Here is a 14,680-nt window from a genome sequence, read left to right on the forward strand (position 1 = left end):
ACTGGAGCGATGCCGACGCCGCCCTACTCCGGAACGAGGGCGGCCAGGACACTTCGATCGTTACGGTCCGCGCTGTTTTCGTATCACCACAGTTTTTCACTGCACAGTCGGATTCGAATCCTGACGATAAGTCTCGCTGCACTTGCCGTAGCCGTCAGCGCGCTCGCGATCTATGTCGTCGCGGAGCAGGCCCTGCGAGACCAACTCGGTGACCGGGTGTCACGAAACGCCGATGCTCTGATCAGCGGTGCAACGACCGGAGTGCCCTCCACCGCGTTCGGTTTCGGTGCAGGCAATCCCGATGGGCCTGCGATAAAGGCGGCGCTCGTGACGTCCGATGGTGAGTTCGTCACGTTCACCACCGACTCCACGCCGTTCACCAACTCGGCAGGTGTGCTCGACGAGCCCGAACAGAGCGTCGTGAACGGAACTACCAGTGAGTCGCTTCGTGAAGTGCGCGGATACGTGTTGACTGCGAAGCGCACGGCTTCCGGCGAAACTCTCATGGTTGCCGAGTCACTCCATTCGAACGAGCCTTTGCTCACCAAGCTCACACTCGCGCTGGTCTCGATCGGCGCTTTTCTCGTTGCACTCGCGGGCATCGCCGGATCCGCGGTTGCCCGTACCGGCCTGAGACCTGTGAAGAGGTTGCGCAATGCCACCGAGCGAGTGGCACGAACGGGCCAGCTCGAACCTATCGTCGTGACCGGAGACGACGAACTCGCCTCGCTGGCCAACAGCTTCAACGAGATGCTCGCGGCACTTGCGGTGTCGGGTGCGCGTCAGAACAAGTTGATCACCGATGCTGGTGAAGAACTGATGGAACCGTTGCAGAGATTGCGAGCGAAGATCGACATGGTCATGTCCTTCGACTCCGATTCCCCGCCGCCCCTGAGCCCCGCCGAACAGGATGCGGTGCGGACCGGTGTCATGACGGACATGGACGTCATCATCCGACTCGTCCACGATCTCGTCGACCAGGCCCGAGACAACTCCCCTACCGCACGCACGTGACCAGTGAACACGGGTGGGCTTCGAGACTTACCGCGCCGGAAGCCGGTGGATCTCGACGCCGTGCAATTCCCCGCGCTCGATCACCGCTGTCATGTACGTGCAAAATGGCTGTCTGCGGCGATCCGTCGGAGAACCGGGGTTGAGGAGTCGCAGTCCGTTGTCGGTAACGCTGTCCCACGGAATATGACTGTGCCCGAACACCAGCACGTCGACGTCCGGATACTGTGCAGCCATCCGCTTCTCGCGGCCCACGGCGGCACCTGTCTCGTGGACAACGGCAATCTTCACACCATCGAGGGTGACGTCGGCGCGTTCGGGCATACGTGCTCGGAGCTCGTCGCCGTCGTTGTTGCCCCAGCATGCGATCAATCGCGTCGCGCGGGTCTGCAACTCCTCGAACAATGCAACATCCACCCAGTCGCGTGCGTGAATCACGACGTCGGCGGCGTCGACAGCGGCCCAGACCTGTTCGGATAGGGCACGCGCTCGCTTCGGCACGTGTGTGTCGGCGAGCAGGAGAAGGTTCACGTCTCCAGTGTGCCTGGTGCGTGTTCACCTGAAGTCGCGAGACTTCGAATGCACCCTCAGATCCATGAGCTGCAGATGGTCCGCGACGACGGTTGCTGCACCCTCTGCGTTCTGCACCTTGCCGCGAATGAGCAGGGCTGGAGCTGTGAGCGCCAACTTTCGATACTTCGCCCACAATCCCACCGAGCACACGACGTTGACCATTCCCGTCTCGTCCTCCAGGTTGATGAAGGTGACGCCGCCTGCTGTCGCAGGTCGTTGACGATGAGTCACTGCTCCACCGACGAGAACCCGGTCGCCGTCTCGAACCTGCAGCAGACGATTCGCAGGAAGAACTCCCAACCGGTCGAGTTGTTCGCGAAAGAACTGAGTCGGATACGACGTGGGCGACACCCCCGTTGCCCAGACATCGGCCGATGCCAGATCCAGATCACTCATGCCGGGTAACACCGGCGCCCGCGTCGATGCCCCGAGGCCAGGAAGCAGATGTGGACGTTCCCCTGCGGCGGCACCGGCCGCCCACAGTGCTTCCCGACGAGTGATCCCGAAGCAACCGAGAGCGCCTGCAGTTGCCAGAGATTCGGCCTGCGCCGTGGACAGCTCGACCCTGCCGGTGAGGTCCACGAACGACTGGTACGGCCCGTCGAGGATACGTGACTCGACGATACGTTCGGCGAGCTCCTGGCCGATATTCCGCACATCTGCCAACCCCATCCGAATCTCGAGCCCTCCCCCGGTGAGGTCTGCATACCAGGAACTGGCGTTGACATCGGGTCCGTGGATCTGGACTCCGTGGCGCCGCGCGTCGGCCACCAAGGACTGCGGAGAATAGAACCCCATCGGCTGAGCTCGCAGGAGCCCGGCGCAGAACGCTGCGGGATGATGCAGTTTGAACCAGGACGAGTAGAACACGAGAGATGCAAAGCTCTGCGAATGGCTCTCGGGGAAACCGAAATTCGCGAATGCCGACAACTTTTCGTAGATGCGATCTGCAGCAGCACCGATGATTCCGTGCAACTCCCGCATACCATCGTAGAACCTGCCTCGCAGCTCGTTCATCTTCTCCGGGGAACGCTTCGACCCCATGGCGCGACGCAATTGATCCGCATCGGCAGCGCTGAAACCCGCGACATCGATCGCCATCTGCATGAGTTGTTCTTGAAAGAGCGGTACTCCGAGCGTGCGATCGAGGGCCTTCTTCAGCGACGGATGATCGAACGTGACGGGCTCGAGTCCGTTGCGGCGTTTGATGTACGGATGAACCGAACCGCCTTGGATGGGTCCCGGTCTGATCAGAGCAACCTCGACGACCAAGTCGTAGAACTCGGTCGGCTTGAGGCGCGGCAATGTCGCCATTTGTGCACGCGACTCGACTTGGAACACGCCGATCGAATCGGCGCGCTGCAACATGTCGTAGACGGCCTTCTCTCCCAGGTCTATGTCCGCCAAATCGATCCGAACCCCTTTGTGCTCGCCAACCAGATCGATCATGTAATGCAGAGCCGACAGCATACCGAGACCGAGCATGTCGAACTTGACCAAACCCACTGCAGCACAGTCGTCCTTGTCCCACTGCACTACGCTGCGATCCGCCATCGTCGCCCATTCGACCGGGCACACGTCGGCAATAGGACGATCGCAGATCACCATTCCACCCGAGTGGATCCCGAGGTGCCGCGGGAAGCCCTCGATCTGCCGCGCCAGATCGAGAACGGGTTTCGGTATGTCGCTCCCCTCCTGGTCGCCGATGTTGGACCAGCGGGTGACCTGTTTACTCCAGGCATCCTGCTGGCCCTGCGAGAAGCCGAGCGCGCGCGCCATGTCACGTACCGAGGACTTACCCCGATACGTGATCACGTTCGCGACCTGCGCAGCGTGCGAACGGCCATACTTCTCGTACACGTGCTGAATCGCCTCTTCGCGCCTGTCCGATTCGATGTCGACATCGATGTCCGGAGGCCCATCGCGCTCGGGTGCCAGAAACCGCTCGAAGAGGAGTTTGTTCGCCACGGGATCTACATTGGTAATTCCGATGGCATAGCACACCGCCGAGTTCGCAGCCGATCCTCTTCCCTGACACAGGATGTCACTGTTCTTACAGAACGCGACAATGTCATGGACGACAAGGAAGTACCCAGGAAAGTTCAACCGCTCGATGATGTCGAGCTCGTAGTCGATCTGCGCATAGGCCGACGGATGCTCGGTGGCTGTGCCGTATCTGCGTGAGGCACCATCGAGCGTGAGCATACGGAGATAGCTGATCTCGGTATGACCGACAGGCACATCGAACGGCGGAAGCTGCGGGGCGATCAACCGAAGATCGAACGCGCACTCCCGTCCGAGTTCTGCCGCAGTACGCACGACACCGGGGTAGTGCCGAAACAATCCGGCCATCTCCTCGCCCGAACGCAGATGCGTCCCCCCGGTGGGGGGCAACCATCCGGAGGCATCATCCAGGCTGCTACGTGCACGCACTGCTGCCATCGCCATCGCCAGACGTCGACTGTCCGGCGTCGCGTAATGCGCCGCGGTAGTGGCGACGACAGGAAGAGAGCACCGCGCTGCCGCCTCGAACAGCGCGTCGTTGCGCTCATCGTCCTCCGGCACACCATGACGCGTGAGTTCGACGGTTACTCGACCTGCGCCGAACCTGTCGACCAGGTCTCGCAAAGCAGCATCCACAGCGTCAGGTCCACCGTCCTGTAAGGCGCGTCGAACATGACCTTTTCGACAGCCGGTGAGAATCTGCCAATGCCCACCCGCTGCTGCCGAAAGAGCATCGATGTCGTACTGGGGCTTGCCTTTGACCCCACCCGCCAGGTGTGCAGTCGCAATTTCGCGTGACAGTCTGCGGTATCCCTCCTGCCCGCGCGCAAGAACCAACAGATGCACTCCGTCCGGATCCACTTCGCCCGCTCTCGACTTCGCCGTCCCCAACGACAATTCGGAACCGAAGACAGTGCCGATACCGAGAGCCTTGGCCGCTTCTGCGAATCTCACGACACCGTAGAAGCCGTCGTGATCGGTGATCGCTATCGACTCGAGCCCCAGGCGCACCGCCTCCTCGACCATCGCCTCGGGTTGGCTGGCACCGTCGAGAAAGCTGAAGGCCGAGTGTGCGTGCAGTTCCGCGTACGGCGTGGTTGCAGCCGCCGACCGCGTCACGTTCCCTTCGTACACCTCGCGTTTACGCGACCACGCCGGACTGTCTCCTCCGTCGCCGACGATGTCGGGTGTGGACCGCTTGGGACGCCCCGACAGGACCCGTTCCATCTCCGACCAGGTCGGCGGACCGTCGTTCCAACCCATTGTCGAACCCCTTCGTTGCCAGTGTGCGGATACGCACGAGGGCGCTGTGCTGTGCGCGAACGTGTGATGCGCGAACGTGTGCTCGAGCGAATGGCGGGGAAGGCATCATTCGAACGTGTGTTCCCATTAGAGCGCACGGCACCGACACAAATCAATCGACGCCGAAGCCGATAGGCTCGCTCAGGATCGCAGTGACAATCAAGGCAGTGGCAATCGAGAGAGCCGGAGAAGTACGTGACACGTTGGGCTTCGTTCGTCGTTTCTCGCAAACGATGGGTACTCACCGTCGTCGTCGTGGTCGTTGCGCTCGGCGGCATATGGGGCCTCGGGGTGTTCGACAGACTCAGCGACGGCGGCTACATCGACCCCAGCAGCGAAGCAGCCGAGGTATCCACGCTCGTTGCGAACCTCGGACAACAGACTTCGGACATCGTGGCCATCTACACAGCACCCGAAGGCAAGACGATCGACGACATCGCCCCCGACGTCACCGCGGTGCTCGACGAATTCCAGCGCAACTACACCGTCGAGAACGTGACGTCCTACTGGACGGCAAACGCAGCCGCGCAGCAGTACCTCGTCTCCGAAGACCGCACCAAGGCGCTCGCGACCGTCACTCTCGGCGCCGGCTCCGGGGTCACCTTCGCCACGTTCGACCAGCTTCTACCGCAATTGGAAGTCCCGAACGTCACATCGCAATTCGCCGGCGGATCGGTCGTAGGCATCTCGTTCAGCACCACTCTTCAGAACGACCTGGTGCGTTCCGAAGCCATCGCCATCCCGATCACTCTCGTGTTGCTGATCATCATCTTCGGTGGCATTGTCGCAGCAGCGGTACCGGTGTTCGTCGGAATCCTCAGCATCCTCAGCGCACTTGCCATCTTGCGTGTGCTGACGTCGTTCACAGAAGTGAATTCGTTCTCCCTCAACGTCGCATCGCTCCTCGGACTCGGTTTGGCGATCGACTACGGCCTGTTCATCGTCAGCCGGTTCCGTGAGGAAATGCGCGGAGGAGCCGAACCGGCTGATGCAGCGATCCGCACGGTCCTCACCGCGGGCCGGACGATCATCTTCTCTGGGCTGCTGCTGATCTGCGCATTCGCAGGCATGCTCGTGTTCCCGCAACCGGTCGTCAAATCACTCGGATTCGGCGCGATGGCCGCGGTCATGGGGGCCGCAATTCTGTCACTGACGGCCGTTCCAGCACTTCTCGCTATCCTCGGCCCTCGCATCAACTCCCTGACCTGGAGCAAGACTGCCTCCCACCGCGGCGAAGCACGTGCACAGAAGTTCTGGGGAGGCGTCGTCACCGGGGTCATGCGCAAACCGGGAGTCGTCGCCGTCATCGTCGCTGCACTGCTCGTTCTCTCGTCGCCGATCCTCACGGTGACTCTGGGTCAGGTCGACTACACCGCACTCCCCAAGGACGATCCTGCTCGCGTAGCAGTCGAGACGTTGAACACCGAATTTCCGTCCACCGGCGAAGGGGCCACCGTCGTTCTGCGCGGCCTAAACGGCCAGAAGCCGCAGGGCTCTCCCATCGCCGACGTCACCCGGCAGGCCGAAGAGGTCGACGGCATCGCACGCGTCGAATTCTCCGGATCGACAGAGGATTTCGTGGTCCTCCAGGCGACCTACGGCGAACCGGGTGAAGGCGAAACCGAAGAGCAGTCGACCAGCGCAGCAGTCGCGGGCCTACGCCAGATGATGCCTCCCGACGACACCGAGATTCTCGTCGGCGGAAACCGTGCGCTCGTCGACGACGGAAACGCCGCAATCGCCAAGTGGTTGCCCGCGATGGTCGCGATCATGGTGATCTCGACACTGATCCTGCTGTTTCTGGCATTCGGCTCGATCGTGCTTCCGATCAAGGCCGTACTCATGGCCGGTTTGAGCCTCGGCGCCACCTTCGGCATCCTGACCTGGATATTCCAGGAGGGTCACGGTGCCGACCTACTCGGAGTCACACCCGCACCACTAGAAGCGACGTTCGTCGTCCTCATCCTTGCGGTCGTCTTCGGACTGTCCACCGACTACGAAGTCTTCCTGATGTCGCGAATGGTCGAAGCACGAACTGCAGGAGCGACGACCGAGGAAGCGGTGATCATCGGCGCTCAACGCACTGGACGCATCGTGACAGCCGCTGCCCTGATCCTCATCATCGTCACCGGCGCGTTCACTATCTCCAACCTGTCGATCATGCGGTTCCTCGGTGTCGGCATGATCCTCGCACTGATCATCGACGCCACCATCATCAGAATGCTGCTGGTTCCGTCGCTGGTGAAACTCATGGGCGAGGCGAATTGGTGGGCTCCCGCCTGGATGAAAAAGGTGCACGCGAAGGTCGGGATCGGGCATTAGTTGGGCCCCCGGGGTGACCGACAGTCTGTTTCGGTCACCCCGGGAGCCGATCGCGGAGTGAGCGAATGTCTGTTTCGGTCACACCGGGGCCCAACGCGCACCTTCCAGCGAACGCGCACCTTGCATGCCGCTGCAACCTGCGCACCCGCAGAAACCTGCGCGTTCAGGCCGACCACACCACGAATCGCAGCGAATGTCTCTTTCGGTCACCTCACGAGGCCTAGCCTCACAACTTACTTTGGAGTAAGTTGGCGGATATGGCGAACTACATCGTTACCGGCGGTACGGGCTTCCTCGGCCAGAACGTGATCCCTCTTCTACTGGAGCGCGATCCGGATGCAGAGGTCCACGTCCTGGTTCGGCAACAGTCGATCGCCAAGCTCGAACAGCAGGCCGCAGCACTCGCCGGCAAGGATCGGATCCACCCGCTCGTCGGAGATCTCACCGAACCCGGCCTCGGGCTGAGGGAAACACCTCGCGCTGTCGATCACATCGTCCACCTCGGCGCCATCTACGACATGACCGCCGGAGACGAACAAGCGACAACCAATGTCGATGGCACCCGAGCCGTCGTCGAGCTCGCGGTTCGCACTGGCGCGAGGCTCCACCACATCTCCTCGATCGCCGTCGCCGGGGACTACTCCGGAACGTTCACCGAGAACGATTTCGACAATGGGCAAGGTTTCCCGACGGCATATCACCGGACCAAGTTCGAGTCCGAAGAGATCGTTCGCGAGTCGGCGACCGACTGGCGGGTCTACCGGCCGTCGGCAATACTGGGCCACTCGGAAACCGGGGCGATCGACAAGATCGACGGCCCGTATTTCTTCTTCCCGTTCTTCGCCGAACTGGCCAAACTTCCGTCTACGCTTCCCATCACAGTTCCCGACATCGGATCCACCAACCTGGTTCCAGTCGACTACGTCGCGGCCGCCATTGTCGAGTTGATCCACCGGAACCCGCTGGGACAGCGTGTTTTTCATCTGGTCAACCCTGAGCCGCAATCGATGCGCGAGGTCTACAGCGCATTCAGTGCTGCTGCGGGGTCGAAAGCAAAGGTTGTCGGAATTCCCGGCGCGATCGCTGCACCGGTCGTCGCCCCGCGTCGGGGAGCTCTTCGCAATGGCCGCAACGCGCTGCTGTCGCGGTTCGGGGTGCCGCCGGTCATGCTCGATCATCTGACTCTGCCGACCACTTTCGACTCGGTTACAACCCAGAATGCGTTGAGCGGCAGCGGCATAACTCCACCCCCACTCGCAACGTACGCAGACACCCTGTGGCGACATTGGCAGAAGCATCTCGACCCGAACCGAGCACGCCGTCGTGATCCTCGCGGGCCTCTGGTGGGGCGCCACATCGTCATCACCGGCGGGTCGTCGGGTATCGGCAAGGCCAGCGCCGAGTCAGCGGCCCGCAAGGGCGCCACTGTCATCCTGCTCGCTCGTGGCGCTGAACAGCTCGAGACCGTCGTGGCGGAAATTCGTTCCGACGGTGGTGACGCACACGGATATCCGTGCGATGTGACCGACAACGAATCGGTCGAACAGACAGTGAAAGCCATTGTGAGCGAACATGGTCACGTGGACATGCTCGTCAACAACGCCGGCCGGTCGATACGTCGATCCTTGTACAGGTCCACCGATCGCCTTCACGATTACGAACGCACCATGGCAGTCAACTACTTCGGTGCCGTGCGGTTGGTTCTCGCACTGCTTCCACACATGCGCGCGCGCCGTTTCGGGCACATCGTCAACGTCAGCAGCGCTGCGGTACAGGGACATACACCGCGATTCTCTGCGTACGTGGCCAGCAAGGCGGCACTCGATGCGTTTGCCGACGTGGCAGCAGCCGAAACACTGTCCGATGGAATCACCTTCACCACCATCCACATGCCGCTCGTCGCGACGCCGATGATCACGCCGTCCGGCGACAAGAATGTCGGCCCGGTCGTATCAGCAGAAAAAGCTGCGGCGATGGTAGTGCGTGCGCTGATCGACAGACCGAAGAGAATCGATACACCGCTCGGCACACTGGGGCAATTCAGCAGCATCTTCACGCCCAAGGGCAAGGATCGCACGATGCACCAGTTCTACCGTCGGTTCCCTGATTCCGCGGCAGCCAAGGGCGAACAACCCACCGAGCCGGTCGAGACCGACTTCATGCCGACCAGAAAGTACGATTCCTCGACACCATCTGCACGGGCAGCCAAGCTGGCGCGCCGACTGGGCCGGTTGGTTCCCGGTACGAACTGGTGATGGTGCGCGACAACGCCCTCGCCCAGACTCGACCGAATCCGATTCCGAGGTAGCCGAACGTGCCGAGTGCCAGTATCCACTTGGCGATGCTGACTGCCGTTGTTGCGCGCACCACGCGATCGGTGATGTGCCCGGGATGATCGAGAAGGTGTAGGCCGACGATGTTCTCCACGTAATCTCCTGCCGCAGAGACGACCGGGGCGACCTCGAGCGCACAAGTCACCGCGGGCGACAGGTCGGTCGACTTCCCCAAGCGGGAGGCCCCGGCTCGTAGCGCTGCGGCATAGATTGCCGGATGGATGAAGTCCGGGTAGTAGTGACTGCGGAATCGAGCTGTGTCGACCTCGTCCATACTGCCGATGATCTGCCTGTAGCGGTCGGCCGACCATGCCGTCTGCACTTCGAGAACACGAGGTGCGGCCGGTCCGAGCAGTCGGACGATAGTCGCCTGCGAGACAACGAAAGCCGTCGACCAGGCAATGAGCGGAATGTCCCGAGTAGTCAGTCCCATACGTCGATAGTAAGACATCGACAGATTCAGCTGTCGCGCATCAGGAACGGCAGCACCACGGCTTCGAAGTCCGAATACTTGTCACGATGAATACTGTGACCGGTTTCGAACGACACAACCGAGCATTCGTCGATCGCCGCGACCATCGAATCGAGTCGCACCGGATCCACCATCCCACCAGGTCCGCCACGAAGTACGAGAGTCGATGCTCGAATTTCCGAAAGCCTGCCCCACCACACCGCATTCGGCCGTCGAAACTGGGCGATCGCGGGTGACGTCATGGAACGGTCGTAGGCGAAGACAGCGCGTGGGTGTCTGATGATGCTCGTAGCTGCATGCCACAATGCACCGGGACTCGGCAACCGCCTTGTGAATGTCGGTGTCTCGTCACCATCCTTGATGGGTATCGGCATCTCCTCGATCACGAGAGAGCGAACTATCGACGGCCTGTCCTGTGCAACTACTGTCACTGCGTAGCCGCCGAGCGAATGCCCGACGAGATCCACCGCCGTCAGCTTCAGATGGTCGAGCACCGCCGCCACGTCTCGTCCGAAGGCGTCGAACGCGTAGTCGGTCGTATGCGCGCTTCGGCCATGACCACGAAGGTCGATGGAGACGACACGACGACCAGCCGCCGTCAATGCGGCCGCGAACCGATCCCACGTCCCACTGTCGCCGCCCATGCCGTGCACCAGAACGACCGGGCAGGAATCGCGCCGGCTGTCGACGCCGGCGGTGTCCCGGAATGCAATACGGACGCCGTCGACGTCGAGTTCGGCCACTTCCACGGTCATGGGTCCAGGTTAGAGCGAAGCCTGGGGATCGACCTGCGCCCGGGGTCACTCGTAGATACCTTCGACCCGCCAACCGTCGTCGTCGTAGATCAACAGCAGTGCGCGGCTTTCCTCGATCAACACCTGCACACGTGCACCCTGTGTGCCTATCGTCGGGTCCCACCAGCGCTCGTCGAGCGGCCACGGCCCTGCCCAACCGCTGAGCATCCAGTTCTTGCTGCCCCAGCGAAGCACTGTGGGTCGGCTGTCGAAGCCGCCACGCTCATCGATTCGTACTCCGTTGCCGCTGCTGTTTTCCAGCATCACCCGAGGAGATGCGTCGAGCACAGCGGCAGGTGCTGGTTGCGGCAGCCTTCCCGGCCACGGAGCAGACGGGTCGGACAGCGGGACCAACTCGTCACCCAGGCTGCGCAGAGTCACACGTTCGACCGGTCCCCTGCCTCCACTCAGCACACCGATCTTCACCGCATCACCACCGAGAAGACCCTGCACCCGTACCAGCGCTCGCTTTGCCCGTTCCTCTTCGTCCCCGACGCTTCCCCACAGGCCCAGCTGAAGCTCCCCCGCAGCAACGACTTCCACCGGTTCCAATCGAAGCGTCGTGATGCCTGCTGTCGGACGTCTCTCGCTGCGACCGGTCAGCCACCCGTCGAGCTGCCACCGAACCCGATCAGCAGTCCCTTCCGGAGTCAGCGGTTCTGCGCACCGCCATATGCGTGAGAGGTTCTCCCCGTTTCCTGTCGACGCATGGACGAGAAGACGAGTGCAGGCCACCGCCGCCGCCGCAAGCTTGGTATGTAGCCTTTCCGCCATCCCTCGGCCGGCGAACGCCGCTGCGTCGACACGATCGATCGGCGGGTCACACGCGTACTCCACGTTCAGATCCGGTGGCAGATTCCTCGCCGACGGCGGTCGTTCAGCCTCACCCCTCGCACTCCGATGGGCCAGCACCGCGTCCGTTCCGAATCTGGATGCCACATCACCTGGAGTGAGTGCAGCGAAATCCCCGATGGTGCGCAGACCCAGTCGTCGGAGCAGATCGATCAGGTTCTCGCGATCTGCCGCTGCAAGGCTCGGCTCGGCTGCAAGTTCCGAGACCGGTAGTGGCGCGAGATAGTGTGCACCTCCTCCTCTCGGAACGATCGCCGCATGTCTGGCTGCGATGACTGCTGTCGACAACTCGTCGGCGATTCCGATCTGGCATTCGACCCCTGCGCTCGCGGCCTGATCTATCAAACGCTCCGCGGCTTTGTGCTCGGATCCGAAATACCTGCTCACCCCTCGGGCACCGAGAATCAACAAGCCCGGCCGCAGCACCTCGACTCCCGGTGCAATTGCGTCGACAGCTGCGGCAACCGGTTCGAACAATCGCCCGTCTCGATCTGAATCCGCGGTTGCCACATGAACTTCGGGGCAGCGCGCTTGGGCCTCACGTTTACGAAGTCCGCGTCGCACACCCTCCGCACGCGCCGGAGCGGAACAGGCGATCACACGATTGGCCGATACGACCGCCACCGGACTCGTCGCCGGAAGATCTGCGACGGCGGCTGCCGCCACGGCCGGCCAGTCCGGGCACCAGAGTGCAACAACCCGGCTCATGCCAGTACCGCAATCCTGTCGGTAGGACGAATGCCTGCAGCGACACCCAGCGGAACTTCGAACCATTCGATCCGACCGTGCTCGGATCGAAGATCGAAACACGTACGGCGAGGACGCATCGCTTTACCCTGCGCGCGCACTTCCAATCGCAGAGTGCGCAACCTGCCCCGACCGGCCTGCTCTCCGGTCCCTACTCCACCGACACTGCGCACAGCGGCGTCGAGTCGCAGGTCGACACCGTCCCAGTGTCCATCCGCGACCAGCAACGACGCACCTTTGCTTCGAGCGCGCGCGACTACGGCACGCGCCCGTGACGGAGGCACGGAACGGCCGCCGAGACCCAATACGACGAGATCCAAACCGTCGAGAAGGATGGCCGCCACCTCTACCGGATCCTCACCGGGATCGGGTACGACGGCCAGCCGATTCAATTCGGCACCCATCTCGGCTGCAGCCAGCAACCCGAACCGCGGTTGCCCGACTACCGCCACATAGCCGCCGGACGCCGTGACCGATGCGACCAGACCGAGCATCAGTGACCCTGCACCCGAGATCCCAGTCACCGACCCTCTGGCAAGACCTCGGTGTGGGAGCAGAGTCGCGAGTGCGTCGGGAACAGCCAACACTGCCTTGGCAGGTGACTGATCTTGTCGTTCGTTGTCCTCTTCCCTCTCGCTGCTTTCTTCCTCTTCGGCCGACGGCGCCGGACAGGAGAGGGAACGCACCTCACCCCGCGAGGGAACCCCCGCCATACGTCGCCGAAGATAGGCGACTCTCTCCGGTAGTGACATATCGTCGAGAGAGACGTTCGGAACATGTGGAGCATCGGCAGGAACAGACATACTTTTCCTCCCCGGTGAATCGACGAAATCGGTACACGAGCCCGCTCGCAAGACGACCGGGAAGTTTCGTCTTCGAACAGACTTTCGAACATGCTCCAGTAAAGCCGCTCTACCGGCCATCGTCAAGATGGCGCTGAAGCCCCAGGTGGAGACCTCGGAGTCACCGCCGGGTCACCGTCGTGGGCAGTGACGCTCACTGTCCACTAACCTGTGGTCGTGACAGAGCAGCAGCGCACCGCACGGGTCGTCGGACCCGACTACCTACTCGCCGGCAGGTACCGTCTCGCCTACAAGCTCGGGGGTGGCGGAATGGGCGCGGTCTGGCTTGCGCAGGACACACTCATGGGCCGCAAAGTGGCAGTCAAGCAGGTCACGTCGACGGCGAATCTGAGCGACAAGGCCGCTCGAGAGGTTCGCAATCGGGCCATGCGCGAAGGACGGATAGCCGCCAGGTTGTCGAGTCCGCACGCCATCGCAATGCACGATGTCGCCATCGAGGGCGGCGAACCGTGGCTCGTCATGGAGTACATGCCCTCGCGCTCCCTTGCGCAAGCGCTCAACACCACCGATTCGCTACCACCCTACGAAGTAGCTCAGGTCGGTGCGCAGGTCGCCGACGCTCTCACCGAAGCGCACGAAGCGGGAATAGTGCACCGCGACATCAAGCCCGGCAATATCCTCATCGCCGACCGCGGACGCACGCTCGGCATCGTCAAGATAAGTGACTTCGGCATCTCCCGCGCGAAAGGTGATGTCGAGGAATCGGACTCCTCGGTCATCACAGGGACACCGGCGTACTTCGCACCCGAGGTCGCGCGCGGCCAGGATCCCACCGAAGCGAGCGACGTGTTCTCGCTCGGCGCGACGCTGTACACCGCGATCGAAGGTAGGCCTCCGTTCGACATCGACCAGGACTCCATCGCACTGCTTCACCGGGTGGCGCGAGGCCAGATCATCACCCCCACCAGATCCGGCGATCTCACCCCTGCGTTGCTGCACATGCTGGAGCCTGATCCGGCCCGCCGACCGACGATGTCGCAAGCTCGCGACGAGATCATCAGAGGGGCAATCAGCCCCCACGGAACCATTGCTCAGCTCCGTGGGGTACCCCTCACCGCATCCGACGGCGGCGTGCCGACCTGGGCTCACAGGTCGACTCCGGTGGCCGAAAAACGCAGGCCTTCACGAGAATTCGGCAGCACAATCGCCGGACTTCCAGCCGTCCGCTCCAGTGGGCTGGGCGAGGATCACACCCCCAAGGCCTACTCTCCACCGCCATTCGATGCGCCGAAGAAGAAGAACCCACTCGACACGGTGCTGGACCTGATCGACGACGTCGTGGGCGACAAGGTCGACGTCTCGCCCGCGATCGTCCTCGCGGTGCTCGTCGGTCTTGTGCTTCTGCTCCTCGTCGCGCTGATCGTTGTCATCTAGTTGCTTCGTGTACGTGAACGAAAATACATAGCC

Annotated in this window: 9 protein-coding genes and 1 pseudogene; 4 read left to right on the forward strand and 6 right to left on the reverse strand. The window is 62.3% G+C overall.

Annotated features, from left to right (window positions below; genetic code table 11):
* The first annotated feature begins 9 nt into the window (after positions 1-9).
* Entirely contained in the window at positions 10-1,014 is a 1,005-nt protein-coding gene (locus WDS16_RS13550; RefSeq protein WP_338893143.1) for a HAMP domain-containing protein, read from the forward strand.
* Between the two features lie 27 nt (positions 1,015-1,041).
* On the opposite strand, the gene WDS16_RS13555 is transcribed toward WDS16_RS13550, so the two are convergent.
* Both WDS16_RS13555 and WDS16_RS13560 read right to left on the reverse strand, forming a co-directional pair.
* Entirely contained in the window at positions 1,042-1,542 is a 501-nt protein-coding gene (locus WDS16_RS13555; RefSeq protein ID WP_338893144.1) for a metallophosphoesterase, read from the reverse strand.
* Between the two features lie 24 nt (positions 1,543-1,566).
* Positions 1,567-4,851, reverse strand: coding sequence for an error-prone DNA polymerase (locus WDS16_RS13560; RefSeq protein WP_338893145.1), 3,285 nt, complete (start codon positions 4,849-4,851; stop codon positions 1,567-1,569).
* A 234-nt stretch (positions 4,852-5,085) separates the two neighbouring features.
* Between WDS16_RS13560 and WDS16_RS13565 the strand changes: the two genes are divergently transcribed.
* Together WDS16_RS13565 and WDS16_RS13570 are read left to right on the forward strand one after the other, a co-directional pair.
* The gene (locus tag WDS16_RS13565; protein WP_338893146.1) at positions 5,086-7,212 is read left to right on the forward strand and encodes an MMPL family transporter; all 2,127 of its coding nucleotides are present in this window, start codon (positions 5,086-5,088) and stop codon (positions 7,210-7,212) included.
* Positions 7,213-7,469: 257 nt separating this feature from the next.
* Complete coding sequence (locus WDS16_RS13570; RefSeq protein WP_338893147.1) at positions 7,470-9,467, forward strand: SDR family oxidoreductase; 1,998 nt, start codon at positions 7,470-7,472, stop codon at positions 9,465-9,467.
* 10 nt (positions 9,468-9,477) lie between these two features.
* Here WDS16_RS13570 and WDS16_RS13575 read toward each other — a convergent pair.
* The 4 genes and pseudogenes from WDS16_RS13575 to WDS16_RS13590 all read right to left on the reverse strand — a co-directional run.
* A pseudogene (locus WDS16_RS13575) lies at positions 9,478-9,978 on the reverse strand (hypothetical protein); the annotation flags it as partial.
* 26 nt (positions 9,979-10,004) lie between these two features.
* The gene (locus WDS16_RS13580; RefSeq protein ID WP_338893148.1) at positions 10,005-10,772 is read right to left on the reverse strand and encodes an alpha/beta hydrolase; all 768 of its coding nucleotides are present in this window, start codon (positions 10,770-10,772) and stop codon (positions 10,005-10,007) included.
* A gap of 45 nt (positions 10,773-10,817) precedes the next feature.
* Positions 10,818-12,371, reverse strand: a complete 1,554-nt coding sequence (locus WDS16_RS13585) for a DNA polymerase Y family protein (protein ID WP_338893149.1) — start codon at positions 12,369-12,371, stop codon at positions 10,818-10,820.
* Positions 12,368-13,096, reverse strand: coding sequence for a hypothetical protein (locus WDS16_RS13590; protein WP_338893150.1), 729 nt, complete (start codon positions 13,094-13,096; stop codon positions 12,368-12,370). The genes WDS16_RS13585 and WDS16_RS13590 overlap by 4 nt, the downstream gene beginning before the upstream one ends.
* A 333-nt stretch (positions 13,097-13,429) precedes the next feature.
* Here WDS16_RS13590 and WDS16_RS13595 point away from each other — a divergent pair, with 333 nt between their 5' ends.
* A complete protein-coding gene (locus WDS16_RS13595) occupies positions 13,430-14,647 on the forward strand; it encodes a serine/threonine-protein kinase (protein ID WP_338893151.1) in 1,218 nt (405 codons plus the stop codon).
* Positions 14,648-14,680: the final 33 nt, after the last annotated feature.

It is taken from the genome of Rhodococcus sovatensis (assembly GCF_037327425.1).
Lineage (GTDB): Bacteria > Actinomycetota > Actinomycetes > Mycobacteriales > Mycobacteriaceae > Rhodococcoides > Rhodococcoides sovatense.

Excerpts from the sequence above, each read along its gene's own strand:
- WDS16_RS13550 (WP_338893143.1), top strand. The coding sequence starts at position 10 with ATGCCGACGCCGCCCTACTCCGGAACGAGGGCGGCCAGGACACTTCGA.
- WDS16_RS13560 (WP_338893145.1), bottom strand. The coding sequence starts at position 4,851 with ATGGGTTGGAACGACGGTCCGCCGACCTGGTCGGAGATGGAACGGGTC.
- WDS16_RS13570 (WP_338893147.1), top strand. The coding sequence starts at position 7,470 with ATGGCGAACTACATCGTTACCGGCGGTACGGGCTTCCTCGGCCAGAAC.
- WDS16_RS13580 (WP_338893148.1), bottom strand. The coding sequence starts at position 10,772 with ATGACCGTGGAAGTGGCCGAACTCGACGTCGACGGCGTCCGTATTGCA.
- WDS16_RS13585 (WP_338893149.1), bottom strand. The coding sequence starts at position 12,371 with ATGAGCCGGGTTGTTGCACTCTGGTGCCCGGACTGGCCGGCCGTGGCG.